The sequence below is a fragment of the Streptomyces sp. NPDC050164 genome, from assembly GCF_044459945.1.
In the GTDB taxonomy this organism is placed as follows: domain Bacteria; phylum Actinomycetota; class Actinomycetes; order Streptomycetales; family Streptomycetaceae; genus Streptomyces; species Streptomyces coeruleorubidus_A.
This window is the reverse complement of sequence record NZ_JBITJK010000008.1, coordinates 161352-185963: the sequence shown is the minus strand read 5'-3', so window position 1 is coordinate 185963 and position 24612 is coordinate 161352. Positions and strand designations below refer to the sequence as shown.

The following is a 24612-nucleotide window of genomic DNA, read 5'->3' as shown; positions in this document are numbered from 1 at the left end:
TGCCCCGTCCGGGCGCCTCCGTTGCCGCCGACGTCCGCGTTTCGTAAGGAGCCGAAGTCCGTTATGCCTGATTCGCGTTCGTAGGGTGAAACCGTGACGACGACTTCTTCCGACGTCGACGTGGTGCTGCCCTGCCTGAACGAGGCCGAGGCCCTGCCCTGGGTGCTCGAACGGATCCCGCCGGGCTGGCGCGCACTCGTCGTCGACAACGGTTCCACCGACGGCTCGGCCCAGGTCGCCCGTGCGTTCGGCGCGACCGTCGTGCACGAGCCGCGCCGGGGCTTCGGCGCGGCCTGCCACGCCGGGCTGACCGCAGCCACCGCCGACGTGGTGTGCTTCTGCGACTGCGACGCCTCCCTCGATCCGTCGCTCCTCGTCCCCTTCGTGCGCGAGGTGCGCGACGGCGAGGCCGACCTGGTCCTCGGGCGGCGACGTCCGCAGGGGCGGGGCGCGTGGCCCGCGCACGCCCGTGCCGGGAACCTCGCGCTCGCGCGGATGCTGCGCCGCCGCACCGGGCTGCGGCTGCACGACCTCGGCCCCCTGCGCGCCGCCCGCCGCGAGCCGCTGCTCGCCCTCGGCCTCACCGACCGGCGCAGCGGCTATCCGCTCCAGATGGTGGTGCGCGCGGCCGACGCCGGCTGGCGGATCGCCGAGCACGACGTGCCGTATCTGCCGCGCACCGGGGCCTCGAAGGTGACGGGCACGTGGCGCGGCACCTTCCAGGCCGTACGGGACATGGGCCGCGTGCTGGGCGAAGCCCCCGGCGAGGCTGCTCCGGCCGTCGAGAGGGGCGTATGGTGACCGCACTCCTCGTCATCGCCAAGGAGCCGCGCCCCGGCCGGGTCAAGACCCGGCTCACCCCGCCGTTCACGCCCCGCCAGGCCGCGTCCCTCGCCGAGGCGTCCCTCGCCGACACCCTGGACGCGGTCGCGGCGACCCCGGCCGGCCGCAGGGTCCTCGTCCTCGACGGCACGCCAGGCCCCTGGCTGCCGCCCGGCTTCGACGTCGTACCGCAGTGCGCGGGCGGTCTCGACGAGCGGCTGGCGGACGCCTTCGCGCGCTGCGCCGGCCCGGCGCTGCTCATCGGCATGGACACCCCGCAGGTGACGCCGGAGCTGCTCACCGTGGACTTCGCCGGCTGCGACGCCTGGTTCGGCCCGGCCGAGGACGGCGGCTTCTGGGCCCTCGGCCTGGCCCGCCCGGACCCCGCCCTGCTGCGGGGCGTGCCCATGTCGACCTCCGCGACGGGGGCGGTCCAACGGGACCGGCTCGTCGCGGCGGGCCTGCGCGTCCGCGACCTGCCCCGCCTGCGCGACGTCGACACGGAGGCCGACGCCCACGCTGTCGCCGCGCTGGCCCCGGGCGGGCGGTTCGCGGCGCGGCTGGCTCGGTGTACGGCGAGGGGGTGGGCCGGTGGGGAGTCGGGTCGGTCGGCCGGTGCGGAACCCGGGCCGCCGGCCGGTGCGGAACTCGGGCCGAAGCCCGATCGGTCAGCCGGTCCGGAACCCGAGCCGGAGACCGGGCGGTCAGCCGGTCCGCACCCCGAGCCGGAGACCGGGCGGTCAACCGGTCCGCACCCCGAGCCGCAGACCGATCGGTCAGCCGGTGCGGACACGCCGGAGACCGGCACCGTCGCCGACTCCCGGCCGGCCACCGCGCCTGCCTCTCGCCCGGCCGTGCCCCGATGAGCGCCCCGCCCGCGACCGCCGTCGCCTGGGCAGCCGCCGATCCCTACGCCGATGCCCTGCGTGCCGGCCACGGGCCGCTGTTCCTGCGGCGGGCCGACGGCTGGCTGCTGCCGCTGGAGGTGGAGCGGTGGTGTGCTCGGGCGGATGCGGTGGACCGGGACGTGCTGGACCGGTGTGAGGGGACCGTGCTGGACGTGGGATGCGGGCCCGGCCGGCTGGTGGCCGAGCTCGCCGCCCGGGGCCGGGCGGTCCTCGGCATCGACGTCAGCGCCGCCGCCGTCGACCACACCGTGCGGATGGGAGGCCAGGCGCTGCGGCGCTCTGTGTTCGAGCCGCTGCCCGGCGAGGGCCGCTGGGACACCGTCCTGCTCATGGACGGCAACATCGGCATCGGCGGCGACCCGCGCGCCCTGCTGGACCGGGTGGCCGGGCTCCTGCGCCCCGGCGGCCTGTTGATCGCCGAGACCGCGCCGGTGGACATCGACGAACGCGCCCAGGTGCGGGTCGTCGGCCTCACGGACGCGCGCGGTGCCGGCGATCCCTTCCCCTGGGCCCGGCTCGGCACGCCCGCCCTGCTCCGGTACGCACACAGCTGGACGCGGGCCGGTCAGTGGACGGCCGACGGGCGCCGCTTCGCCGCCCTGCGCACCCGCAGCAGGCGCACCGCCAGCAGCAGCGCCGAGCCGCCGAAGAGGACGGCGGTGATCAGCAGCCAGCGGGCGAGGAACACGTCCGCCGGCAGCCCGGTGCCGGACCGGTAGCGCCGCTCCACCATGCCGCTGATCAGCGGGAACCACACCAGGAGCAGCAGCCCGGAGAGGGCCGCCGGTACGCGCACGTACGGCACCCACTCCCGGCGCCGGACCGCGCCGAGCCCCCGTACGACCGCCCGGTCCAGGGCCGCGTACAACGGCAGCAGCACCAGGTCGTGCAGCAGCGCCGCGCCCACGAACCACAGTGCCACGCCGAGCCAGTCACCGGCGAGCAGCCGTACGCCCGCGTAGGCGGCGAGCACGAACGAGCCGGCGAGGAGGAGAAGCTGGAAGGGGCTTCCGACGGGGATCCGCGGCTTGCGCATCACAGGCCGTCGCATCACAGGTCTCCGAACGTCATCCGGGCCACCCACTTGGTGTTCAGCACACCGGGCGCAGCGGGCACGATGATCCGAGCCGGGTGGCCGTGGTCGGGGGACAGCTCCTCGCCGTTGACGTACAGGGCGAGCAGGGAACGCGGGTCGGCCACCTGGTTGGCGCGCAGGGCGGCGCTGCGGAAGGCGCCGCGCCGCTGGAGGGACTCGACGAACACGTCCGGCGGGTCGTCGTCGTACCCGACGAGCGCCGCGAGATCGCGCAGCCGCACCCCGCGCCACCACTGGTCCGACGTCGACCAGCCCTCCACACAGGCGATGGGCAACGCCGCGCTGTACAAAGGGAGTTCGGCAAGCCGGGCCCGGCTGAGGCGGACGGTGCCCGCAGGCCCCGTGACGACGAGCCGCCAGGCGTCCTCGCCCGTCTCGGCCGTGTCGATCCCGGCGTACGCGGCGGTCTTGTTGATCTGGAAGCCGTTCGGGCCGCTGCCGGGATCGCCGCCGCCGTGCGGTGCGAGGAGGGCGGTGCGCCGCAGGGGCCCGTCGAAGTTCTGCCCCGCCGTCGTCGCGAACAGCAGCAGCGAGCCGCCCCCGACGAACCACAGGGCACCCCGGCGGGAGACGGTCGGCTCGGCGGGGCGGGGCGGCACGAGGTCGTTCCGCTCCTCCCGCAGGTGCCGCAGGTTGCGCAGCGCCGTGGGCATCTTCAGCAGCACGTGGGCGACGAAGGCGGCGAAGAACACCCACGCTCCGTAGAAGTGCAGCGGGTAGAAGGAACCGGGGAAGACGTAGTCGAGCTGGACGTTGAGCACACCCGTCACGAACTCGAACAGCGCACCGCCCACCAGGAGCAGCAGCGAGATCCGCTCCAGGGCGTGCGCGAGCGAGCGGGCCGGCGGCAGCGCGAACAGCCTCGGGATCACGGACCACAGCTTGGCGAGCAGGACGGGGATCAGGGTGATGCCGAGGGTGACGTGGACGCCCTGGTTGAGCCGGTACAGCCAGTGCGGGTTCGTCGGCCAGGCGAAGAGGTAGAGGCCGAGGATCCCCTTGTCCGGGGTCTTGTCGTTCACCGGCGACAGGCCCGGGTTGTAGGCGGCGTACGAGACCAGGCCCGTCACGAACAGCACGGTGATGCCGGCGAGCAGGACGAGGCCCAGCACCGAGGTGAACCGGGGGCCGCGCAGGGGGCTGCGCCAGAAGCCGGGCGAGGAGGGAAGCCGTGGGTCGTCTCGCATGGCCCGACCGTAGGCCCGGAACACCCCGGGAAAGGGTGCGCAACCCATGACGAAACGCTGACGTCCGGCCCGGACGGCGGCGCGCGCCCGCCCCGTCGGCCTAGCGTTCCGGCTGTGACCCGCTCCCTCCGCCCTGACCTGCGCCCTGACCTGCGCCGTGACCTGTACGCCGCCGGGGCCGCCGTGCTGCTCGTGACGGCGGCCGTCCTGGTCGGCCGCCGCATCGAGGACACCAGCCGTACGCTGTTCGTCGACTGGCCCCCGCTGCTGGCGTCCTGGGGCCCCCACCTGGGCCCCGGCACTCCGGCGGCGCTACTCCTGGCCACCGCCACCGTGGCGTACGGCCCCGCCCTCGCGGCCAGGCTCCCCTGGCGGACCCTCCTCCCCCTGACCTGGGGCACGGCCATGGCGTGGATCTGCTCCCTGGCCCTGATCGACGGCTGGGACCGGGGCATCGCGCGCCGGCTCACCACCCGCTACGAGTACCTCCAGGTCATCGACCGCTTCGACGACATCCCGGCAGCGCTACGGGACTTCACCCAGCACATCCTCCTGGAGTCGCCCGACAACTGGCCCGCCCACATCGCCGGCCACCCGCCCGCGGCCACGCTCACCTTCGTCCTGCTCGACCGGATCGGGCTGCGGGGCGGCGGCTGGGCGGGCATGTGGTGCATCACCGTCGGGGCGACGGCCTGCGTCGCCGTGCTGGTCACGATCCGCGCCCTGGCCGACGAGTCCCTCGCGCGCAGGGCGGCCCCCTTCCTCGTGCTGGCCCCGGCCGCCGTGTGGATGGGCACCTCGGCCGACGCCTACTTCGCGGCGGTGGCGGCGTGGTCGGTGGCGCTGCTGGCCCTGGCGGTCACGAGACGCTCGCTGTGGTGGGCGGGGGCGTCCGGCCTCCTCTTCGGTCTGACCTGCTACCTCTCCTACGGCCTCACGCTCATCGCTCTGATCGCGGCGGCGGTGCTGGTGCTCGGCCGGCACGGGATCCGGGAGCGCCCGGCCCTGCTGGTGCCGCTGCTCGCCGGACTGGCCGTGGTCCCGGCGGCGTTCACGCTCGCCGGGTTCGACTGGTGGGAGGCGTACCACCTGCTGGTGACGCGCTACCACCAGGGCGCGGGCGGCATCCGTCCCTACGGCTACTGGGTGTGGGCCAACCTGGCCTGCACCGTGCTGATCACGGGCCTGGCGACGGCGGCGGGCCTGCGCCGGGCGGGCACGGTGCTGCGCCACCGCCGCGCCGACACCCCCGGCCGCGCCGCCGAGACCCGCCTCGCACTCCTCGTCTCCGCCGCCCTCCTCGCCCTGCTGGTCGCCGACCTGTCCGGCATGAGCAAGGCGGAAACGGAACGCATCTGGCTGCCCTTCGCGCTGTGGCTCTTCCCTTCCTGCGCGCTCCTATCCCATCCACGCGCGTGGCTGGCCGCCCAGGCGGTGCTCGCGCTGCTGCTCAACCATTTGCTGCTGACGGGGTGGTGACCCTGTCCTGTACGTCGTGAACCGGCGCCCTTGAGAGCGGGCAGCCTCGGTCAACGGCGGTGCGAGGGCGGGGCGCCGCCGTGCCCGTCGGTACTCCTCGTAGAGCCGGTCGCCGGTCAGGCATCTGCCGATGGCCTCGCCGTTGCCGTCCACGGTCCGGCAGTCCGGACACCCGGGGAAGTGCAGGAGCATGCGCAGGTAGGCGGCTCGCTCGGGGGCGTTCGGGCACTGGTGGTCGTCGTTCTCGTAGTGGTCGCACAGGGCGCGGACGGATCGGGCAAGACGTTGCGTATGAGCGGACAGGGTGCGGCCAGGCTGGGCACTCAGCCGCAGCCGGGCATCCCCGACGCAGAAGAGCGCACAAACCCGCGCCACGCTGTCCTCGGGCAGTGCATGCACGACCGTCTCGACCTCGGGAATGGCCAGCACGAGGTGCCCACGCAACTGGAGCGTGAGCGTCTCCAGCACGTCCGGCGAGAGCACCTCGGCGTCGTTGGCGAGCGTGCGGTCCGCACAGGCACGCATCGTCTCAAGGCCGAGCGGTACGACTTTGCTCGCGGATCCGGTCACGAGTCGTCCTCTTCGCCCGGGCAGCAGCCGGCCACAACCAGCGCCTGCACGTCGGCTGCCGCGCACAGCCTGCCCGGCCGGAGCATGGGGAGAGCCCAGTACGACGCTTGCGTCTGCTCGTCGAACTCCGTGCGGTCGCCTCGCGGCACACCGAGATAGGTGCCCTCGCCCAGGCACTCCGCGATCGGCTCGCACCACGTCCGTGCGGTGCCGGGCGGTACGAGGGCGTAGTAGCGGCGGAACCCCGGGTCATGAATGACCGGAGCATCGCCGAGGCACCGAGCCAGCCGATCGCTCACGGTGTACCGCTCAGCGCTGGCGACAGCTCGATGCACGATCCGCTCGGGCAGACGAACCGCCTCGAAGACCTTCCCCAACGGGATCACGGCGAGTTTCGCGGCGCCGCTCCACTCTCCACGCGCGGTGTCGGGTGACGGATGGGCGGATGCCACCCACCGCTCAACACTCCCCCACTCCGGCGCACTCGCCGAGGATGGGCAAGAAGCCCCCGGGAACCTAATCTCTCTCATGTCGACGCTCCTCAGCAGCGTTGGCCACGCCCCGGGACCGGTCGCACGGTCGCCGGGGTCCTTGCAGGAAGACCCTTGCGCCAAGCGCCGCTTACTCCCATCCCAACCCTTATAGGGCCGCCCTATATTGGAGCTATGGGGGACTTCCGCACGGACCTCTGGTCCCATCCCGTACTCGCCACAGCGGTCACCGACGAAGACTGGGGCCAGGTCTTCCGCACCTACCGGAAGCTCACCGGTCTGAGCCAGACCAAGCTCGGCGAACTCGTCGGCCTGGTCCAACCCGACGTCTCCGACATCGAACGCGGCCGACGCCGAGTGAGCTCGCGAGCAGTACGGCAGCGCATCGCCGCCGGGCTCGGTATCCCACCGTCCCTTCACACCCCAGGGGCACAAGCGAAGACGGCACCGGTCCCCGCACTCGCGCTTACCGGCCCCGGCCCCGACGAGGACCTCCTGGCCCGCGTGACGAGCGTCGTCGACACAACGCACCGCGTGGACGTGCCCACCCTGGACTGGCTGGATCGCCTGCTCGCCGAACACCGCCGCGCCGAGGACGTGATCGGCTCCCGCCCCCTCGTCGGTGTCATGCGCAACCAGCTCCACACCGTCGTCGACCTCTACGCGGGCGCCCGAGGCCCCCTCGCCGACCGCGTGGTCCGCCTCGCCTCCGAACACGCCCAGTTCCTCGCCTGGATGGCCCAGGACCAGGGCCAGACGGCAGCAGCACTGGCCTGGTACGACCGCAGCCACGAATGGGCCCTGGAAGCCGGCGACCCCAACATGGCCGCAACCACCCTCAGCATGAAGGCCCACATGGCCTGGTCCGGTGGACGCGGCACCCGATGCGTACGACTCGCCGAAGCCGCCCGCTGGTCCGCACCGGGTACCTCGCTCGGCGTCCAGGGCATGGCCGCCCAGATGGCCGCCCGAGGCCACGCCCTCAACGGGGACGCCGACGACGCCCAACGCCTTCTCGACGAAGCACAGGCCCTCATCAACCGGGCCACCGAACATCCAGAGGACGAACCACCGTGGATGTACTTCTACGGCGAAACCTGGTTCACCCTGCAACGCGGCATGGCCGCACTACACCTACGCCACTGGCAGACAGCCATCGACCACCTCACGACCGGACTGGACGCCCTGCCGCAGGAGTACCGGCGCGACAGAACCTGGTACCGCGCGTGCCTCGCACACGCTTTCGCCAGCGCCGGTGAAACAGCTCAGGCCCTCTCAGTAGCCGCGACAACCGTCTCCGACGCCGCAGCCATCGGCCGCCCCCACTCCTGGAACGAACTCCACACCACAGCAGCCGTTCTCCTTCGTCACAGGGCCAGGGAAGGACACCAACTGGTCGCCGCACTACGAGAACACGACTGAATAGGCCCTCTACCACAGCGTCCGAGGGCACGCACGCCTGCCCAGCGCCGACGGGGACCGACGATCACACGCTCACGGCCCGGGCGGTGAGGCGTTCGGTGCAGCCGTAGCGGCAGATGGTGATGCCCCGGAGGCCGGCGGTCCAGTCTGGCTGGCTGGGGGAATCTGCGCCGGGGCCGTGGACGAAACCGACGGCACGCTGGTCTGGAAGACGGTCGGGTCGTTCTCCCAAACAAGGTACAGCGCAGTGAAGATCCCGAGGCCTACCACGATGGCGGCGCCCAGCTGCGGATTTCGATAGACGATATGTACACCGACGCCTGCAAGCGCGAGAGCAACGATAAGGGGCATAGTCATCGCTGCGGCCTCTGCTCCTGCTGGGAAACATTGAATAGATAACGCATGTGGTTCCTCCTTGGTCTCGATGTAAGGACGGAGCCACGGACCCAAAACTTGCAGCGCAGGGTTGAACAGGATGAAGGGCCCGGACGCGCTCCCCCGCGCATCCAGGCCCTCCAACTGCTACATCAACCTCTAAGGGTGCAGTCTGGCATGGTCACGCTTTCCCCTCGAAGGCGCGACCCTCCCCCGGCCAGAAACATGAGATTGATGTACCCCGTGAACTACTTCGACAGCTACCGGTGAGAGTAGCTAGCTTCGCTGCCGATTAAGACAGCTGTATTGATCACTGATCAACTTTCTACTATTGAGACTGCGGCACATGCGACGAGCCGCAAGTCGGACTGGATACGCTGAAAATGTTCAGCGAATCGTATGGTGAAGCTGGTGGATGGTCTGCGAAACGCTGGGCCGTTCGGCAGACGGATCGAGGGCAAGTTCATCGACGATTGCGACGGCCACTTCGTCACCAGCATGTGCCGCGTGGAGCCACCACACGAACGCTGCCGTTTCGTCGTCAACCTGCTCGACGATCTCTGCAATCCTTGTAAGTACACCTCCCTTCTCCTTCGTAGCTGCGGGCAGTAGGTGCCGCAGCTCCTCCAGGAGGTCCTCCCGCGTCGGGTGAGTGATCCATACCTCCTGGTCGTCTTCCTCGACCCCGGCCGACTGCGGGCAGCCACCGGAATCGGCTGCGCCGCAGTCTGCCGCGCCCCGAGCAATCCCTATTTCCGAGAAGAACTCGTCAAGGAATTGCTCGGGGTCGGGCCGGTCGCCTGAGGAAGATCGGGAGTTGAGCGCCAGGGTGAGCCGTTCAGCAACGTTCACAATGGCTTCCTCCCTTCTTAGTTCCCCTTGTAGGCTTCCTCAAGAGCCTTGAGGGCCCTCTTCTCGTAGCGGCGTGCAGTTGCCTCCGAAATCCGAAGGAGGGCTGCTACCTCTGCGATTTTGAACTCCCGCGAGTAACGCAGGTGGATGACCAGACGCCAAGTCGGATTCAGGCTCTGCAGGACGTCGAGCATCCCGCGAAAGCTGTCATCGTCCTCGACGCACAAGTAGTCGCCACCCTTGACAACTACTTTCCTGGCCTCCTTTTCTTCTCGTTCGGACCGAGACTTTTCACTACGGATTACGTCTATCGCTGCGCGAACGACGGCACTGTAGGAGTAGCCTCGATTGTTCAGAACGCGATCCCTGAAATCTGCATCAGACCAGGCTTCCCAGAACTTCATCCAAACGTTCTGGACCGTGTCCTGTGCGTCGCAATGGTTGCCAGTGACACGGTAAGCGGCTCCGGTGAGACGCGCCGTGTTCTCTTCGCAGTGCTTTACGAAGTTGGCGCGATTTTCCAGAGATATCGCCTCTGCGGCACGAGTGGCTGACTCATGTCCAGAGTTCAGATTCGGTGTGGCTACCGAGTCTGCCGACTCACCAGCAGGAAGAGACGCTTCCAGCGCCCCGTCCTCCTGAGAGTCTTCGAAGTGGTCGCCGATATGCACCGACGGCCCCTCCTTCCCGTAGGCCGGCTCGGGCCCGTGGTCCCAGAGGGCACCGAGTCCGATGGGCCCAGGGCGGGAAACCCCGGGCTTGTAAGACAGGACGGAGCAGAGCCGCAGTTCCGATCACCTCCGACCAAGATTTTTTGTCGACGCTCTTCTAGTCAGCGCCGCCCCGCAGCTGGCGTCCGCTACAAGCACCGCATCGATCACTGCTGGTGAGCGACGGTCGTCTGGGTTGGCCTCCTCAGGACGTCCAGCTTGTGCGGACCGGAACGCACGGCCGCGTGGTCCCTCTTCGTCCTTGCCGCCCCGCTCTCGGTCCCCCGGTGGCAGATCCCGACGCCGCTCGGCTCACCCAGCTCGCTCACCGGATACGTCGCTGCCGCCCGCGCGACCGGTGCCGACGAGACAGCCGTCCTCGCCGCAGTACGAGCCGCACTGGACTGAACCCGGACACCTACCGCCGGACCTTCCCGCGGCGCCCGGAGCCGCCCGGCCGGGCGGCCGTGGAGCAACTCCGGCCACACAGTGAACGCACAGCCGCAGTTCCCCCTCTTGCACGGCGAAACCCCCCAACCGAGAGGAACGTGCGGTGCGTTCACGAACCCGTATACGTACACGTAGACCTTCGCGCCTGTACCCGGCCGGGTCCGTCGTCCTGGCCCTCGCCGCAGCGGGATCCGTACTGGCCGGTCCGGCCGTCGCCGCCGAGACGGGCAGCCGCGCCGACCTGCGGGCGGATGTGAACCGCGACGGGCGGGTCGACGTCACCGGTGGCAGCGACAAGAGGGGGGAGGACAGCTGGTCCGTCGGGCGTGGAGCGGTGTACCTGCCCAACATCGACGACGACAGCAAACGGTGCCCGGTGACCGGGCCGGGCGGCAAGCCGCTGTCCGACGCCAAGCTGGCCGCGTGCAACGACGGCTCCGACGCGTTGGTCAACGGCAGCGCGGACGCCGCCGACCTCGCCCGGGTCCGTTCCGTTCCCATGCCGGGTCTGCGCAAGGACGCCCAGGGCAGTCTGAAGGTCACCACGGGAGGCAAGCACGCTCGTCTCTTCGTCAAGCGTTCCGGGAAGTGGGTCCTGGTCACGTCCAAGACCCGGCTGACCGCCGCCGAGCTGCGTTCCGGTGTGGAGTTCGGTGTCGAGGGCACCGATGTCGTCCGGGACAGCGCGAAGTGGGACGGCCGTGCGGTGGTCCGGCTGGCGGTGACGTCCGGGCAGAAGTCCACCTCCGACGCCGTGACCCTGCGCGTCGCGCCGCTCCTGACCCACCATCACCTGCAGAACACCCAGCAGGTGATGGTGACCGAGGTCCAGGGTGAGGGCGAGTACAGCCGTCTTCAGCAGAAGTTCGTCGCCGAACTCGGGAAGGAGGTCAAGAAGGCCGGGATCACCAAGCCGCTGGTCACCTTCGAGAAGTACGCCGACCCCTGGGCCCAGGACTTCGTCGAACCGGCCTACGTCAGCATGACCGGGCCGGGCGGTCATCGGCAGGTGATGCGCGTGATGCTGCGTTCGGCCCAGCCGGACCGGGACGCGGGCCGGGAGCTGTTCGAGAGGGTGCGCGGCCGGGACGTCGGTGTCGTGCAGGTGACCGACCGGGCCGAGCCCGACGACTGGTCGCTCAACTCCATGGGGAACCTGGAGACCATCCCGCCCTACGCGCACGGCGGGCGCTCGTTCCCGGCCGGGCGGATCATCATGGGCGAGCGCAAGGACAGCGGGGCACGCCCGTCGAAGGTGGTGCGGACGCTGCTGAAGTCGCAGGGGTTGCAGGACCCGCTGCTGCTGGACACCTCCTGGCTGGGCGTGGGGCACGTCGACGAGTTCGTGCAGTTCCTGCCCGCCGACACCCCGCGCGGCTGGCGCATCGGCGTCGCCGACCCTCAGGCGGGGCTGCGGCTGCTGCGCGACGCCAAGCGCGACGGCCACGGCAAGACGAAGATGTTCTCCGTCCCGGGCCGGAAGGACAGTCCGGCACCCAAGGAGACCATCGACCAGGCGCTCGCCTCCCGTCACCTGGTGGCCGACAACGAGATGGCGGCGCGGCGCATCGCGGCCAACCTGGAGATCCTCAAGCGCGAGACGGGGGTCACCGACGGGGAGATCGTGCGGGTGCCCGCGCTGTACACCCGTGACTCGGAGGCTCTGACCGCCGAGGGTCAGGAGATTCCCGTGCCGCGTCTGACGCGCATGGGCGCCGGCTCCGACCTCGTGGACAGCCTCGGGGACCACGGCCAGCAGAAGTGGCTCGCCGAGAACCCGGCCGGCTCGCGTGCGGCGGCTCCGGCGGCTCCGGCGACGGTGATGACCAGCGCGTACGTTCCCGGAGCGGTCAACGGCGTGCTCCTGGCGCGCGACCGCTACCTCGCCCCGCGCCAGTGGGGGCCCGTCATCGGCGGCAAGGACATCTTCACGCAGGCCGTCACCGCCGCTTACCAGCGGGTCGGCCTGAAGGTGTCGTACATCGACGACTGGTACACGTACCACCTCGGCATGGGCGAGGTGCACTGCGGCACCAACACCCTGCGCGACGCGACGGCCGCGTGGTGGCAGCGCCCGGCGCGGTGAACCGTAACGGGCAGTAGGTGGTGGGCGGTTCGGTTCCGTCGGCCTGAGGCGGCGGAACCGGACGGTCAGGAGCCGTACGGTCCGTCGCCGCAGCCGCCGTCGCGCCGGGTGCGCCCGGGTGCGAGGCGGCGGTAGGCGGCGCGGGCGTGGGTGAGGCGGGCCAGGGACGTGCCGACGAGGGTGGCGGTGAGCAGACAGGCGAGCCATGTGGTGTCGCGGGGGACGGCCCAGGTGAGGGTGCCCGCGGGCGGAATGGCGAAGCCGTTGAGGAACAGCCAGCAGAGGACGGCCGTGCCGGGGGCCGCTGTGAACCGTGCGCACAGGCCCAGCACGGCGGCCAGCAGGCACAGCGCGAGCAGGGCCAGTTGCGGACGGTCGGGCCCCACCACGGCGTTGAGGAGTGCCACCAGCAGCAGTGCGCCGCCGAAGGCCCCGGCCCAGACCAGCGGCGTCGCCACAGGCTGTGGAACGGGCCTGGCTCCGGTGCCCAGCGGCCTCCACTCGATCACGCCGACGCTTCTCCTTCCCCGAGGATGATCGTCAGGGTCCCATCAACACCTGTTCAGTGGAACAGCCGAACCGGACAGCCGGACGACGCCCGACGGGGGTCATACGAAGGCGCTCTGGCCCGTGATCGCCTTGCCGACGATCAGGGTGTTCATCTCGCGGGTGCCCTCGAAGGAGTAGATCGCCTCGGCGTCGGCGAAGAACCTGGCGATGTCGTGGTCCAGGAGGATTCCGTTGCCGCCGAAGATCTCCCGGCTCCGGGCCACGACGTCCCGCATCCGCGCGGTGACGAACGCCTTGGCCAGGGCGGAGTGTTCGTCGCGGAAGACACCGGCGTCCTGCAGCCGGGCGAGCTGCGTCAGCATGCCCCAGGACGCGGTGATGTCGCCGAGGCTCTTGACCAGCAGGTCCTGCACGAGCTGGAAGCCGCCGATCGGGCGGCCGAACTGCCGCCGCTCGCGGGCGTAGTCGAGGGCCAGTTCGTAGGCGCCGGCCATGACGCCCAGCGCCTGCCAGGCCACCCCGCTGCGCGTGGCGCGCAGGATCTCGGCGACGTCGCGGAAGGAGTTGATGTTCTGGAGGCGGTTCGCCTCCGGCACCCGGACGTCGGTCAGGGTGATCTCGGCGTTCTCGACGATGCGGAAGGCGATCTTGCCCTCGATCTTCGCCGGTTCGAAGCCGGGCGTGCCCTTCTCGACGACGAAGCCCTTGACGTGATTGTCGTCGACGTCCCGCGCCCACACCACGACGTAGTCGGCGAAGGTCGCGTTGCCGATCCACTTCTTGGCGCCGTTCAGGATCCAGCTGTCGCCCTCCCGCTTGGCCGTGGTGCGCATGCCGCCCGCGACGTCGGAGCCGCCGAGCGGCTCGGTCATGGCGAACGCGCCGATCTTGTCCATCGCGGCCATCTCCGGGAGCCAGCGGTCGCGCTGCTCCTGGTCGCCGCCGGAGTGGACCGAGTACATGGCGAGGCCGTTGTGGACGCCGAAGAAGGTGGCCACCGAGGCGTCGGTGCGGCTCAGTTCCATCGCCAGCATGCCGCTGAGCAGGTTGCTGACGGCGGGCCGGTGCTCGCCGTAGCCCTCGTAGGGCAGACCGGCCAGGCCGCTGCCGCGGAAGATGCCGACGAGCTCCCGGGGGAACTCGCCCTTGGCCCAGTTGCCGTTGACCAGCGGCTTGATCTCGTCGCGCATGAGGGCGCGGGCCTTGAGGAGGATCCCCCGCTCCTCGTCCGGCAGCAGCGTCTCGTAGGCGTAGAAGTCCGCGGTGAGCTGGTCTTCCAGCGGCTGCATGGTGGTGGTCATCTCAGTTCTCCTCCTTGTCGGCGCTGTCCAGGGCGGACAGGACGGCGAGTTGCCTGCGGTCGCGCGTCCCGGTGAGTTCCGGGTACGTGGAGGAGCCGTAGGCCTGTTCCACGGCTGCGACGAGCCGTTCCTGCTGGTCGTGGTTCTGGGACGGGGTGCCGAGGTCCGCCCACATCCGCTTCATCGAGGCGCCGATGTGCTCGGCCATGTGCCGGTAGCCGCCGGGGCCGCCGCCCAGGTGCGAGCCGAGGAACGGCCCGACCGTGGCCCAGCGCAGCCCCAGCGAGTTGGTCATCACCGTGTCGAGCTCCTCGGGCGTCACCACGCCCTGCTCGACGAGGTACACGGCCTCGCGGCTGAGCGCGTTCTGCAGCCGGTTCCCGACGAAGCCGGGGATCTCCTTGCGCTCGACGACCGGGGTTCGGCCGACCGAGGTGTAGAAGTCGACGGCGGCCTGTACGGCGTCCTCGCCGGTGCGCTCGCCGGGCACGACCTCGACGAGCGGGACGAGGTGCGGCGGGTTGAAGGGGTGGCCGATCAGCACGCGGGCGGCGGCGTCGTCCGCCAGCTCCTTGGTGAACTCGGTCGACGGGATGGCCGACGAGGAGCTGAGTAGCAGCGCGTGATCGGGTGCTTCGCGGGCCAGGACGGCGAACAGGTCCTGCTTGAACTCGATCCGCTCGGGGCCGTTCTCCTGTACGACGTCCGCCTCCCGGACCGCCTCGGTGACGCCGGCGGCGATGTGCACCCGGCCGGCGAGGCCCGTCACGTCCAGGCCGCGGGCGGCCAGCTGCGGGGCGGACCGCGCCAGGGCCTCGTCCACGGCCTCGGCGAGGTCCGGTCGCGGATCGCTCACCTTGACCGTCAGGCCGTGCGCGGCGAACAGCGCCGTCCAGGACAGTCCGATGGTCCCGGCGCCGATCACCGCGGCCGTACGGAAGGCGCGGGTCATGACGCGGCTCCCTTCAGGTAGTCGTGGACCGGCTCGGCGCCGGACAGCGTCAGGTCGGTGAGGATGTGGCTCGCGGAGACGACCTGGAGCACCGGCAGGTCGGCCAGCGGGGCGAGCACGTGCTGGAACAGCTGGAGCCGGGCGGGGCCGGTCCACGCCTCCTTGACGGTGACGTCGGTGATGCGCGTGCGGACGAGTTCCTGCACCCGCGGCGAACCGTCGTAGCCGGGGACGGTCTTGAGCATGAAGGTCGGCACGGTGATCTGCGCCCGGGCCTCGCGCCGGTCCAGCTCGTGGTGCTTGTAGCCCATGGTCGCGGTGGCGACCCGCAGGCTGCCGTGGTCGAGGGTGCCGACGAGCGCGCCGGAGTCGACGGTGAGCGCCGGGGAGCCGAGCACCTTCGGGTAGGCGGAGACCTCACGGCCGGAGGCGGTCGCCGGGAAGTTGTCGAGGTACATCGCGTGCAGGTACTCGCCCTGCTCGCCCTCGAAGCTGACGGGGATCGCCTGGCCGGCCTCCGTGTAGGGGCCGTATCCGCTGACGTCACCCATCTTCATGACCTCGAACCGGACCAGGGGTTCACCGATCCGCAGCGGTTCGGGGACGACGGCCCGCAGCGCCTCGGGGTCGGTGCGGTAGACGACGTTGAGGTACTCCCGGTCGGTGAACCGCGGGACCGTCGGCGCGTACGCCGGGCTGGTGAGCGGGGTGGTGAGGTGCTGCCGTACGTCCTCGGTCTGCATGGCGCCTCACCGCCCCGTCCACCGCGCGGGGCGGCGCTCGGCGAAGGCGGTCATGCCCTCGCGTACGTCGGCGGAGGCCATCAGGGTCTTCATCTCCCCGCGCTGGAAGGCGAAGGCGTCGGCGTCGGGCGCACCGTCGGCGGCGCGGACGACGCGCTTGACGGCCGCCAGCGCGAGCGGGGCGTTCTCCGCGAGCCGTTCGGCGAGGCGGAGCGCCTCGGTGACGGCCTGGCCGGTGGCGGTGACCCGGCCCGCCAGGCCCAGTTCGCCGGCGCGGCGGCCGTCGACGGGCTCGCCGGTCAGCAGCAGTTCCATGGCCAGGTGGTGCGGGACGCGCTTGGGCAGCCGGATCACGCCGCCGCCCGCGGCGATCAGCCCGCGCTTGACCTCGGGCAGCCCGAACCGGGCGTCCTCGGCCGCGACGATCAGGTCGCAGGCCAGGGCCAGTTCGAAGCCACCGCCCATGGCCCAGCCCTCCACGGCGGCGATCAGGGGCTTGACCGGTTCGGCCTCGGTCAGGCCGCCGAAGCCGCGGCCTTCGACCTCGGGCGACTCGCCGCGCAGCGCGGCCTTGAGGTCCATGCCGGCGCTGAACGTGCCGCCCTCGCCGGTCAGGACCCCGACCCTCAGCTCGGGATCGGCCTCCAGTTCGTCCAGTGCGGCGGCCAGGCCCGTGGTGACCGCGGCGTTCACGGCGTTGCGGGCCTCGGGTCGGTCGAGGGTGATCAGCAGGGTGGAGCCGATCCGTTCGGTGCGTACGGGAGTTGCGGGGGTGCTCATGGCTGTCCTCCTGTGACGGTCAGCGGTCGGCGGCGTCGAGCTCGGCGAGGACGTCCTCGGTGTCCTGACCGGCGACCGGCGCCAGACGGCGGATCGAGCCGGGCGTGGCGGAGAAGCGCAGCGGGACGCCGATCGTGCGGATCGTGCCCTCGGTCGGGTGTTCGACGGTGTCGAGCAGGTGGCCGTCGCGGACGTAGGGGTCCTCGTGGGCGCGGTCCAGTTCCAGCACCGGGGCCATCGGGATGCTGTGCTTGGCGCACACCTCCGCCCACTCCTCGGTGGTCAGCGCCGGGGCGCAGGTCTCCAGGAGCGCGGCCAGGTCCTCGTGGTCGGCGCTGTCGATGGCGTCCCCGTTCACGCGCGGGTCCTCGGCGAGGTCCGGGCGTCCGGCGGCGGTGAAGAAGTCCCGGTAGTTGCGCGGGTTGTACGGGATGACGCAGGCCAGGCCGTCCTTGGTGCGCACCGCCTTGTGGCCCTTCAGCATCGACAGCGGGAAGCCGGTGGAGCCGGTCTCGGGCACGTGGGTGTGTCCCGCCAGGTGCTCGACGAGGTTGAAGGCGATCAGGGTGTCCGTCATCGGGATCTCGACGAGCTGGCCCTGCCCGGTCCTGTTCCGGTGCAGCAGGGCGGCGAGCACGCTGTAGGCGATGGTCAGGGAGGAGACCTTGTCGCCGATGATGGTCGGCAGGTAGACGGGCTCGCCCAGCGCGCGGTCGGCGATGTCGACCAGGCCGGACGCGGCCTGCACGGTCTCGTCGTAGGCGGCGTTTCCGGCGCGGTCGGAGTCGCTGCGGAAGCCCTGGGCGTGCGCGTAGACGAGGCCCGGGTTGCGGGCGGCGATGTCGTCGTGGGACAGGCCGAGGCGGTGCAGTGCGCCCGGCCGCATGTTGGTGATCAGCACGTCCGCGGTGTCGATCAGCTTGAGCGCCCGCTCCCGGTCCGCCTCCTCCTTGAGGTTGAGGGCCACGCTGCGCTTGTTGCGGTTGACGTTGAGGTTCAGCGGGGTCATGCCCGGCGTGGTGCGGTAGTGGCCCACGCGCACGGTGTCGGCGGGCGATTCGATCTTGATCACGTCGGCGCCCAGGTCGCCGAGGATCTGTGCCGCGTAGGGGCCCATCACCACGGTCGAGAGGTCGATCACGCGGACGCCTTCCAGGGGGCCGGCGACGGTGTCCTCGGTGTCGGTCATCGTTTTCCTTCACTCCTCGCTTCGCCATGTACGTGTATCTGGCAACTAAGTTAGCAAGCATGACCGGAGAGTGGAATGACCGAATAACGAAAAGCGGTATGACCACAGTGGTCATACCGCCTCTTCAAGAGGTCTTCAAGAGGTTTTCGGAGAATCAGGAGCGGAGCAGCTCGGCGAATACCTCGCGGGCCGCGGCCACGACTTCCTCCAGGTCACCGCCGTGCGCTCGGTCCTTGCGCCACAGCAGACCGGTCTCAAGCCGGGGATGGAAATCCGAGAAGGGCAGGACGGTCACATTGTCGAGACGGTAATTCTGCACGGGGCTTCGCGGATCCAGCATGGAAATGGAGAACGCCAGACCACTGGACACTATCTCGGAAACACCGTCGAAAGTCGCGCTGCCGATTTCGATCCGTTTCTTGATGCCGAGCTCGGCCAGCTGCTGGTCGAGACCGCGGAAATACGCGTTGGTCACGGCCGTGGGCGAGCCCGCGTAGGCGAGTCCGGACAGTTCCGCCAAGGAGATCGACTCCCGCCCCGGGAACCGGTCCCTGGGCACGACCGCGCCGAGCCGCTCCGACATCACCGGCAGCTGCTCCAGGGCCGGGTCGCCGCCGACCGGGAGCCGGGCGAGGGTGAGCGCCAGTCTGCCGTCGCACACCGCGTCGACCAGACGCTCGGTGCCGCCCGGCCAGCGTTTGATCTCGAACCGGTCGCCGACCCGCTCGGCGAGGGCGTCCATCCGTTCCCGCAGGTCCGGATGGATGCCACTGGGGACGCCGAGCAGCAGGGTGGTCCGCCGCGGCCGGGTCGTCTCGTCCAGCCGCCACTGGATGGAGTCGACCTGCTCCAGGACACCGCGGGCGATCGGCAGCAGCGCGCTGCCGGCCGGGGTGAGCCGCACATGATGGGTGTCGCGGTCGAACAGCCGGTGTCCGAGTTCGCTCTCGAGATCCTTGATCCGACGGCTCAACGGGGATGCCGCCATGTGCAGTTTGCGGGCCGCGGTGGAGAAGTTCAGTTCTTGGGCGACGGCGACGAAATAACGCAGGTGCAGGAGCTCCACTCGGCTCACCCTAACGGTGCGTTGCCGGAGGTGTTGCGTTCCGGGACCGTCGCTATGACGCCCATCACCTTCCGGGTGCTTTGGGTCGGGCGTGCACGATCATGATCGGCATGGACGCTCGCTTCCTTGGCATACCTGATCTGGCCGAAACCCCGTCCGTGGCGGTCGTGGTCGACGTCATGCGTGCTTTCACCGTGGCTGCCTGGGCCTTTGCCCAGGGGGCGGAGAAGATCGTTCTTGCCGGGTCGCTGGACGAAGCCCTGGCGCTCAAGGCTCGCCACCCGGACTGGGTGGCGATCAAGGACGGTCCGCCCGCGCCCGGGTTCGACACCGTCAACTCCCCGGGCCTGCTGCGGTCTGTCGACCTCGGCGGACGGACCGTTGTGCAGAAGACCACGGCAGGGACGGTCGGCGCCCTCGCGGTCAAGGAGGCGCCGCTGGTGCTGTGCGCCGGCTTCGTGGTGGCGGAGGCGACGGCCCAGCTCTTGCGGACGCACGGGAGTGACAGTGTCACGTTCGTGGTCACGGGCGAGGACGGGCAGGCCGATGAAGACCTGGCGTGTGCTCAGTACATCGCCCGCAGGGCCACCGAGGCTGGGACGGATGCCGCCGAGTTCCTCAGCCGCGCCGCCGAGTCGCGCGCCGCCGCGGAACTGGCGGAGGGGGTGCGTCAAGGAGTCCATCCTGATGACATTGCGCTCTGTCTCGAGGTCGACCGGTTCCCCTTCGCCATGGTGGCGACCTTGGAAGGCTCGCTCATGGTCCTGCGTCCACGCGCGACGCCTTCGCCGATTTCCTGACCCCGCCTGCCGAGGGCGTCCGCCCGTCCTGGAGGTGGACTACCCGGTCGAACGGGACCTGCACCTGCAAGGGCGCGGCCTGCTGCTGGTCCCCTCCTACCCCCTGGGACAACATGATCGACGGGGTCCGGGTCTGCTGACGTGCCGCTCGCGCGGGCGGCGGTCGGTGTGACCGCCGCCCGCGCGTGGGTCAGGAGTCCTCGATGGTGATGAAGGGGTCCCACTGGAAGTACCCCTTCAACTGGCGGTGGCGGTCCAGGATCTGGAAGTAGAAGTGGTAGACGACCTTGCCGGGCTGTTTGACGGTCGTGCGCCAGTAGTGGTCCTGGTACCGCTGGGTCTCGAACTCCGGCCTGCCCTCGGTGCCCTCCTTCGGCAGCGGGTAGATGCCGCTGACCACCTCGATCTCCGGCGTCCTGATGAGCCGGTGCTGGCTGTCGCTGCTCACGTACCGGTAGAGCAGTGCCTTGTACTCGCTGCCGAGCGACAGGGTCGTCTCCCGCCACTTGATGCTGTCCCCGGGTTCGGCGCGCAGGTTCAGCTCGGCGCCCGACGTGCCGACGATGTGGTCGTGGCGGGTGGTCATGTAGATCAGGCGCGGGTCGACCTGCGTAGGCGCGTCGGGGTTGAGTGACGCGTTGGGGTTCTGTTCGACGATCGTGGCCGCGTCGAACGAGATCAGTACGTTGAGTTCAGCCATGTCTTGCCCCCTTCAAGTACGGGATTCACCTGGTGTGGGAGGGCTTCGGCACCTTGTATGCCATCGCCCGTGGGTAGTCGTGGCGGTGCAGTCGGACGCGGACCAGGAGCGGTCCGGCGTTGAGCGGGTCGGCCGGGTCGGTGAGGCGGTCCAGGAGGTCGTCGAGTTCCGCGGTGTGCGCGACGGTGACACCGTTCGCCGGGGTGTGCTTGCCGGCGAAGACGGCCGCGAGGCGGTCGTAGTGCCAGGGGTGGAGGACGTTGTAGAAGTCCGGGTCGGCCGCGTCCTGGTCCGCGTAGTACGCCGGGTGCACCAGCATCTGCTCGACGCCGTAGAAGTGGCCGTTGTCCATGACGAACACCACCGACCGCAGCCCGTGCCTGGTGTGCGTGGAGAGTTCCTGGCAGGTCTCCTGGAAGGCGCCGTCGCCGACGAACACCATCGGGCGGGCGTCGCCGCGCTCGGGGGCGAGTGCGGCGCCGGTGGCCGCGCCGACCGACCAGCCGATGGACAGCCAGCTGACCTGCGACAGGAACCCGCCCGCCGGCAGGGACAGGTTCATCGAGCCGATGAGGGAGAACGCGGCGTCGGAGACGACCGTCCAGTCCTCTCGCGTCTCGTGGTTCAGGAAGTGGTTGAGCCGGTCGAACACGGCGTCGTAGGTGAGGCGTTCGGCACGCCGGTGGGGCGAGCGGCTGCTGTGCAGTGAGGCTCGGTGGTGTTCCAGGCCCGCCGGACGGTCCTCGCGCGAGCCGTGGTGGGCGTAGGCCTCCGCGTAGTAGTCGGCGGCCAGGCCCCCCGAGCCGTACGCCTTCACCAGCGCGTCCTGGAGGGCGGGCAGCAACTGTGTGAGCTGGACGTCGGGGAAGTAGGAGGTGCCGACGCTGACTCCGCCGTGCGCGGCCATCACCCAGTCCTCGCCGACGCACTGCTCCCCGCCGAGGTTCTTCGACGTGGACCATGCGCCGAGCCCGATGCGGCAGGTGGCCCAGTCCTTGAATACGGCATGCACGTCCGGGTGGCTGGCGCCGCCGTTGTAGACGCCGTGGAACTGCGGCAGGTCCTCGTCGACGACGGCCTTGGCGCCGACGGTGGTGCAGAACGGCACGCCCGTCGCCTCGACCAGATCGATGAGCTGCCCGCCCAGGCGGAACCGGTCGATCTCCTCGCCGGCCCAGACGATCGGTCGGGGCCTGCCGTCCGGGCCGGGGTGCTCCTCGACCAGGGTGAGGACCGCCTGCACGGCCTTGTCCAGCATGGGCTGGTTGCGCGCGCTGAACGGCCGCTCCCGGGGGACGATCGGTGCCTCCGGCTCGGGGCAGGGCTCGTCCCAGAGGTCCTCCATGACCTCCAGGTAGACCGGCCGGCGCTCGGACAGGCACGCGGTGAGCGCGGCGTCGATCTGGCCGGGGGCGAGACCCGGGTTGGAGATGACCTGCGCGTCCACGGTGACCTGCCGGTAGACGTCCAGGTTGCTCTCCGGGCGGGGGCTCATGTGCGAGGTGAGCAGGCCGACCGCCCGGTAGTTCTGCCACTGCTCGTAGGGCGGGGAGGCGTTGACGGCGACGAGCGGGACCTGTTCGACGTAGGCGCCGCCGCACGCGTTGAGCAGGTTGAAGGCGCCGACGCTGTAGGTGACGGCGGCCGCGCCGATGCCGTGGATACGGGCGTAGGCGTCGGCGGCCTGGCCCGCGCCGCCCTCGGTGGGGGTGCCGACCCACTCGATGTCGCCCTCGGCCCGCAGGGTGGTCAGGAACGGGCCGAGGTGGTTGCCGGGGACGCCGAAGAGGTGGGTGATGCCCAGTTCGGCCAGGCGCCGGGCGAGATAGCGGGCGACCGTGCACCCGGGGTCGATCGCGCTCACGAGCGGCCCCCTTCCCGGTCCGCGCCCGGGGTGGTGACCGGCGGGGCCTGGTGGACGGCGAGGGCCGCACGCACGGCGCTCTCCAGGGCGCCCTCGATCCAGGCGTGCTTGAGGGAGGTGTGCTCTCCGGCGAAGTGCACGGGGCCTTCGGGCCGGGAGACGTCCAGGTGGAAGCTGGTCATCTGGTGCGCGGTGTAGATGGCGGCCTCGCCGAAGGCGTACGGGTCGCGGGCCCAGCTCTTGGTGGCGCCGCGTCCGGTGAAGAACACCTCGATGCGGGGGCCGTGCAGCGCCTGGAGGTTGCGCAGGGCGTAGACGTAGCGTTCCGCGTCGCGCATGGAGTCCCAGCGGGCGGCGTCGTCGGACCAGCAGTACGAGGCGAGCACGACACCGCCGGTGCTGCCCTCGACCCGGTGCGAGGGGTAGTACATGAACCTGTTGGGGTTGTCGGTGGCCGAGCCGCCTCCGAAGCAGTGGGTGGCGGGGCGGAGCGCGGGACCGCGCAGCGGCATGGTGCTGTTGAGCTGCCGCATCTCCTCGGTGACGCTGCTGTCCTTGACCGCGGCACCGAGCAGGCCGCTGCCCGCCGGGGCAGCCCCCGCCTCGGCGAGCGAGAGGGCCTCGCCGGTGCCCTGCTCGCCGCCCAGTTGGTAGTACTCGTACAGGCCGGGTGCGATGCGGTCGAGTTCGTCGCGCCAGTCGTCCTCGGTGAACTCCCACCACCGGTGGCTGAACTCCAGCAGCACCTTGGTGGCCTGGTCGTAGTGGGTCTCGATGATCGCGCGGCGCTTCTTGTACGACATCGACGGGACGATCTCCACGAAGCGCAGGGCGGAGAACGGGATCGTGACGATCGCCAGGTCGGCCGTCCACAGGCGCGGCAGGGCCTGTGGATCGTTCTCGGTAACGGTCTGCACGGCCACGCCCCAACCGTCGGGTCCGACCGCGCCGGTACCCTCGGGGTCGGTGTCGCGGCTGGGGTCGTGGAACTCCAGGCGGATCATGCGGTGGCCGAGCCGCACCTCGTCGCGCAGGCCCTGGTGGAGGGCGTGCGGCAGGCGCCAGCTGCCGCCGGGTATCTCCCAGTAGCGGACGCCCGGGTTGATGTCGCTGCGGCTCAGGAAGCTGTGGAAGAACGAGAGATGCAGCCGCGAGGACATGTTCTCCAGCGTGCCGACGGCCTCGATCGCCTCGTCGCTGAGTCCGGCGTGGTCGCGCAGGAAGCCGCCCATCGAGTAGCCGTCGAAGTCGCGGATCACCCGCGCCCAGCCCTCGACCCACTCCTCGAGGGGCTTGTTGACGCGCTTGCCGTCGACGACGTCGGAGTAGTAGTCGCGCACGCTCTCCAGCGCGTCGTCGACCATCTTCACGACGGGGGCGCGGACCTCGTCGCCGGTGAGGTGGAAACCCTCGTTGATCCGCTCGGGGCCGGCGGCGTAGTCGGCCCGCCGCACCTGGGTGCGGTTGGCGCGGATCCAGGAGTTGCCCCGCTTGTCGGGTTCGCGGAAGTCGGGGCTGTCGTCGCCGTAGCTCCAGGTCCGGCCGGTGAACGAGGTGTACGTCACCGGGGGCACGGGGACGTCGGGGCCGCTGCCGGTGCCGGGGGCCACGTCCACGTTGTAGAACTGGCGGCGGCCGAGCCCGAGTTTGTCGACCAGGGCGAGGACCAGGGGGTGGAAGTCAGGCAGCCGCATGGCACCGGCCTCGGCGTACTGGGCCGGGTCGTCGAACGGCTGGTGGTGTTTGGTGGCCCGGAAGGTCTTGATGCGCCCGCCGACCCGGCTGGCGTTGGCCTCCAGAATGGTGACGTCGTGTCCGGCGTCCTTGAGCAGCCGGCCGGCGACGAGGCCGGTGATGCCGGCGCCGATGACGAGGATCTTCTTGCGCGGGTGGTGGGTGGGGCCGAGGCGGCCCGTGTCTATCAGGGTGTGCAGGTAGCCGAGTTTGAGGTCGGTGCCATCCGGCCCGACGAGGAGGAGTTCACGGGCGAGCCTGAGGCAGGTCTGCCAGCGGGCACGGGTGGCCGAGTCGTCCCGAGGTAAGTCGGTCATAGTCAGCGATCGTAGATATGCCGGAACGATTCCGTGGTTTCTCTCGCACATAAAGTCCGGAAATCAGCGATCGCATTGCCTGACGGAATTTTACCTTGCTCGAATTTCTTTGCGAAATACGGGAGATTCGCCAGGGACGGAAGGTAAAGGAGCGCGAAAAGACCCCCATCACCAATTCACTTGCGGAATACGGAAATCCTGAGGGCCT

General features: G+C 70.3%; 22 protein-coding genes and 2 pseudogenes. 9 read left to right on the top strand and 15 right to left on the bottom strand.

All coding sequences use genetic code 11. From position 1 onward, the window contains the following. Positions 1 to 93: 93 nt before the first annotated feature. The 3 genes and pseudogenes from ACIBNA_RS15125 (at position 94) to ACIBNA_RS15115 (ending at position 2449) form a co-directional block, all read left to right on the top strand. Positions 94 to 801 (top strand): glycosyltransferase family 2 protein, encoded by a 708-nt coding sequence (locus tag ACIBNA_RS15125; protein WP_399165660.1) that lies wholly within the window; start codon positions 94 to 96, stop codon positions 799 to 801. Further along, positions 798 to 1400 (top strand): annotated as a pseudogene (locus ACIBNA_RS15120) (DUF2064 domain-containing protein); the annotation flags it as partial. The gene ACIBNA_RS15125 and the pseudogene ACIBNA_RS15120, both read left to right, overlap by 4 nt. 284 nt (positions 1401 to 1684) lie before the next feature. Beyond that, a complete protein-coding gene (locus tag ACIBNA_RS15115) occupies positions 1685 to 2449 on the top strand; it encodes a class I SAM-dependent methyltransferase (RefSeq protein ID WP_399165659.1) in 765 nt (254 codons plus the stop codon). Between the two features lie 331 nt (positions 2450 to 2780). Here ACIBNA_RS15115 and ACIBNA_RS15110 read toward each other — a convergent pair whose 3' ends face one another. Beyond that, a complete protein-coding gene (locus ACIBNA_RS15110) occupies positions 2781 to 4013 on the bottom strand; it encodes a molybdopterin-dependent oxidoreductase (protein ID WP_399165658.1) in 1233 nt (410 codons plus the stop codon). Positions 4014 to 4127: 114 nt separating this feature from the next. Between ACIBNA_RS15110 and ACIBNA_RS15105 the strand changes: the two genes are divergently transcribed. After that, positions 4128 to 5492 (top strand): hypothetical protein, encoded by a 1365-nt coding sequence (locus ACIBNA_RS15105; RefSeq protein WP_399165657.1) that lies wholly within the window; start codon positions 4128 to 4130, stop codon positions 5490 to 5492. Here the strand turns inward: ACIBNA_RS15105 and ACIBNA_RS15100 are convergent. Then, complete coding sequence (locus tag ACIBNA_RS15100; RefSeq protein WP_399165656.1) at positions 5412 to 6062, bottom strand: DUF6415 family natural product biosynthesis protein; 651 nt, start codon at positions 6060 to 6062, stop codon at positions 5412 to 5414. The genes ACIBNA_RS15105 and ACIBNA_RS15100 overlap by 81 nt on opposite strands. Beyond that, positions 6059 to 6514: a hypothetical protein gene (locus ACIBNA_RS15095; RefSeq protein WP_399165655.1), complete on the bottom strand. Its 456-nt coding sequence runs from the start codon at positions 6512 to 6514 to the stop codon at positions 6059 to 6061. Before ACIBNA_RS15095 ends, ACIBNA_RS15100 begins: the two co-directional genes overlap by 4 nt. A gap of 213 nt (positions 6515 to 6727) precedes the next feature. On the opposite strand from ACIBNA_RS15095, the gene ACIBNA_RS15090 reads away from it, so the two are divergent. After that, on the top strand, positions 6728 to 7975 hold the full coding sequence (locus ACIBNA_RS15090; protein WP_399165654.1) for a helix-turn-helix domain-containing protein: 1248 nt from the start codon (positions 6728 to 6730) through the stop codon (positions 7973 to 7975). 762 nt (positions 7976 to 8737) lie between these two features. Here ACIBNA_RS15090 and ACIBNA_RS15085 read toward each other — a convergent pair. Beyond that, on the bottom strand, positions 8738 to 9202 hold the full coding sequence (locus tag ACIBNA_RS15085; protein WP_399165653.1) for a hypothetical protein: 465 nt from the start codon (positions 9200 to 9202) through the stop codon (positions 8738 to 8740). A 17-nt stretch (positions 9203 to 9219) separates the two neighbouring features. Next, on the bottom strand, positions 9220 to 9873 hold the full coding sequence (locus ACIBNA_RS15080) for an RNA polymerase sigma factor (RefSeq protein ID WP_399165652.1): 654 nt from the start codon (positions 9871 to 9873) through the stop codon (positions 9220 to 9222). A gap of 258 nt (positions 9874 to 10131) precedes the next feature. On the opposite strand from ACIBNA_RS15080, the gene ACIBNA_RS15075 reads away from it, so the two are divergent. Both ACIBNA_RS15075 and ACIBNA_RS15070 read left to right on the top strand, forming a co-directional pair. After that, positions 10132 to 10320 carry a hypothetical protein gene (locus tag ACIBNA_RS15075; protein WP_399165651.1) on the top strand — a complete coding sequence of 63 codons (189 nt, stop codon included), beginning with the start codon at positions 10132 to 10134 and terminating at the stop codon, positions 10318 to 10320. A gap of 145 nt (positions 10321 to 10465) precedes the next feature. Next, positions 10466 to 12448, top strand: coding sequence for a protein-arginine deiminase domain-containing protein (locus tag ACIBNA_RS15070; protein ID WP_399165650.1), 1983 nt, complete (start codon positions 10466 to 10468; stop codon positions 12446 to 12448). 65 nt (positions 12449 to 12513) lie between these two features. Here the strand turns inward: ACIBNA_RS15070 and ACIBNA_RS15065 are convergent, their stop codons facing one another. The 7 genes from ACIBNA_RS15065 to ACIBNA_RS15035 all read right to left on the bottom strand — a co-directional run bounded on the left by ACIBNA_RS15065 (position 12514) and on the right by ACIBNA_RS15035 (position 18989). Continuing rightward, positions 12514 to 12957: a hypothetical protein gene (locus ACIBNA_RS15065; protein WP_399165649.1), complete on the bottom strand. Its 444-nt coding sequence runs from the start codon at positions 12955 to 12957 to the stop codon at positions 12514 to 12516. A 99-nt stretch (positions 12958 to 13056) separates the two neighbouring features. Further along, positions 13057 to 14259, bottom strand: coding sequence for an acyl-CoA dehydrogenase family protein (locus ACIBNA_RS15060; protein WP_399165648.1), 1203 nt, complete (start codon positions 14257 to 14259; stop codon positions 13057 to 13059). 1 nt (position 14260) lies between these two features. Continuing rightward, positions 14261 to 15211: a 3-hydroxyacyl-CoA dehydrogenase NAD-binding domain-containing protein gene (locus ACIBNA_RS15055; protein ID WP_399165647.1), complete on the bottom strand. Its 951-nt coding sequence runs from the start codon at positions 15209 to 15211 to the stop codon at positions 14261 to 14263. After that, positions 15208 to 15954 (bottom strand): acetoacetate decarboxylase, encoded by a 747-nt coding sequence (locus tag ACIBNA_RS15050; protein WP_399165646.1) that lies wholly within the window; start codon positions 15952 to 15954, stop codon positions 15208 to 15210. Before ACIBNA_RS15050 ends, ACIBNA_RS15055 begins: the two co-directional genes overlap by 4 nt. A gap of 6 nt (positions 15955 to 15960) precedes the next feature. Continuing rightward, positions 15961 to 16734, bottom strand: coding sequence for a crotonase/enoyl-CoA hydratase family protein (locus ACIBNA_RS15045; protein WP_399165645.1), 774 nt, complete (start codon positions 16732 to 16734; stop codon positions 15961 to 15963). 19 nt (positions 16735 to 16753) lie between these two features. Beyond that, a complete protein-coding gene (locus ACIBNA_RS15040) occupies positions 16754 to 17923 on the bottom strand; it encodes a CaiB/BaiF CoA transferase family protein (protein ID WP_399165644.1) in 1170 nt (389 codons plus the stop codon). A gap of 154 nt (positions 17924 to 18077) precedes the next feature. Further along, positions 18078 to 18989, bottom strand: coding sequence for a LysR family transcriptional regulator (locus ACIBNA_RS15035; protein ID WP_399165643.1), 912 nt, complete (start codon positions 18987 to 18989; stop codon positions 18078 to 18080). 110 nt (positions 18990 to 19099) lie between these two features. Here ACIBNA_RS15035 and ACIBNA_RS15030 point away from each other — a divergent pair, with 110 nt between their 5' ends. Further along, positions 19100 to 19789 carry a 2-phosphosulfolactate phosphatase gene (locus ACIBNA_RS15030; RefSeq protein ID WP_399165642.1) on the top strand — a complete coding sequence of 230 codons (690 nt, stop codon included), beginning with the start codon at positions 19100 to 19102 and terminating at the stop codon, positions 19787 to 19789. A 10-nt stretch (positions 19790 to 19799) separates the two neighbouring features. Beyond that, positions 19800 to 19889, top strand: a pseudogene (locus ACIBNA_RS15025) (transcriptional regulator); the annotation flags it as partial. A 90-nt stretch (positions 19890 to 19979) separates the two neighbouring features. Here the strand turns inward: ACIBNA_RS15025 and ACIBNA_RS15020 are convergent. From ACIBNA_RS15020 to ACIBNA_RS15010, 3 genes are read right to left on the bottom strand one after another with little or no spacing between them, the layout of a single operon-like run. Then, positions 19980 to 20489 (bottom strand): inclusion body family protein, encoded by a 510-nt coding sequence (locus ACIBNA_RS15020; RefSeq protein WP_399165641.1) that lies wholly within the window; start codon positions 20487 to 20489, stop codon positions 19980 to 19982. A 25-nt stretch (positions 20490 to 20514) separates the two neighbouring features. Then, complete coding sequence (locus ACIBNA_RS15015; RefSeq protein WP_399165640.1) at positions 20515 to 22353, bottom strand: thiamine pyrophosphate-binding protein; 1839 nt, start codon at positions 22351 to 22353, stop codon at positions 20515 to 20517. Beyond that, complete coding sequence (locus ACIBNA_RS15010) at positions 22350 to 24404, bottom strand: flavin monoamine oxidase family protein (protein ID WP_399165639.1); 2055 nt, start codon at positions 24402 to 24404, stop codon at positions 22350 to 22352. Before ACIBNA_RS15010 ends, ACIBNA_RS15015 begins: the two co-directional genes overlap by 4 nt. Positions 24405 to 24612: the final 208 nt, after the last annotated feature.

Excerpts from the sequence above, each read along its gene's own strand:
- ACIBNA_RS15115 (WP_399165659.1), top strand. The coding sequence starts at position 1,685 with ATGAGCGCCCCGCCCGCGACCGCCGTCGCCTGGGCAGCCGCCGATCCC.
- ACIBNA_RS15110 (WP_399165658.1), bottom strand. The coding sequence starts at position 4,013 with ATGCGAGACGACCCACGGCTTCCCTCCTCGCCCGGCTTCTGGCGCAGC.
- ACIBNA_RS15090 (WP_399165654.1), top strand. The coding sequence starts at position 6,728 with ATGGGGGACTTCCGCACGGACCTCTGGTCCCATCCCGTACTCGCCACA.
- ACIBNA_RS15060 (WP_399165648.1), bottom strand. The coding sequence starts at position 14,259 with ATGACCACCACCATGCAGCCGCTGGAAGACCAGCTCACCGCGGACTTC.
- ACIBNA_RS15055 (WP_399165647.1), bottom strand. The coding sequence starts at position 15,211 with ATGACCCGCGCCTTCCGTACGGCCGCGGTGATCGGCGCCGGGACCATC.
- ACIBNA_RS15050 (WP_399165646.1), bottom strand. The coding sequence starts at position 15,954 with ATGCAGACCGAGGACGTACGGCAGCACCTCACCACCCCGCTCACCAGC.
- ACIBNA_RS15045 (WP_399165645.1), bottom strand. The coding sequence starts at position 16,734 with ATGAGCACCCCCGCAACTCCCGTACGCACCGAACGGATCGGCTCCACC.
- ACIBNA_RS15040 (WP_399165644.1), bottom strand. The coding sequence starts at position 17,923 with ATGACCGACACCGAGGACACCGTCGCCGGCCCCCTGGAAGGCGTCCGC.
- ACIBNA_RS15030 (WP_399165642.1), top strand. The coding sequence starts at position 19,100 with ATGGACGCTCGCTTCCTTGGCATACCTGATCTGGCCGAAACCCCGTCC.
- ACIBNA_RS15020 (WP_399165641.1), bottom strand. The coding sequence starts at position 20,489 with ATGGCTGAACTCAACGTACTGATCTCGTTCGACGCGGCCACGATCGTC.
- ACIBNA_RS15010 (WP_399165639.1), bottom strand. The coding sequence starts at position 24,404 with ATGACCGACTTACCTCGGGACGACTCGGCCACCCGTGCCCGCTGGCAG.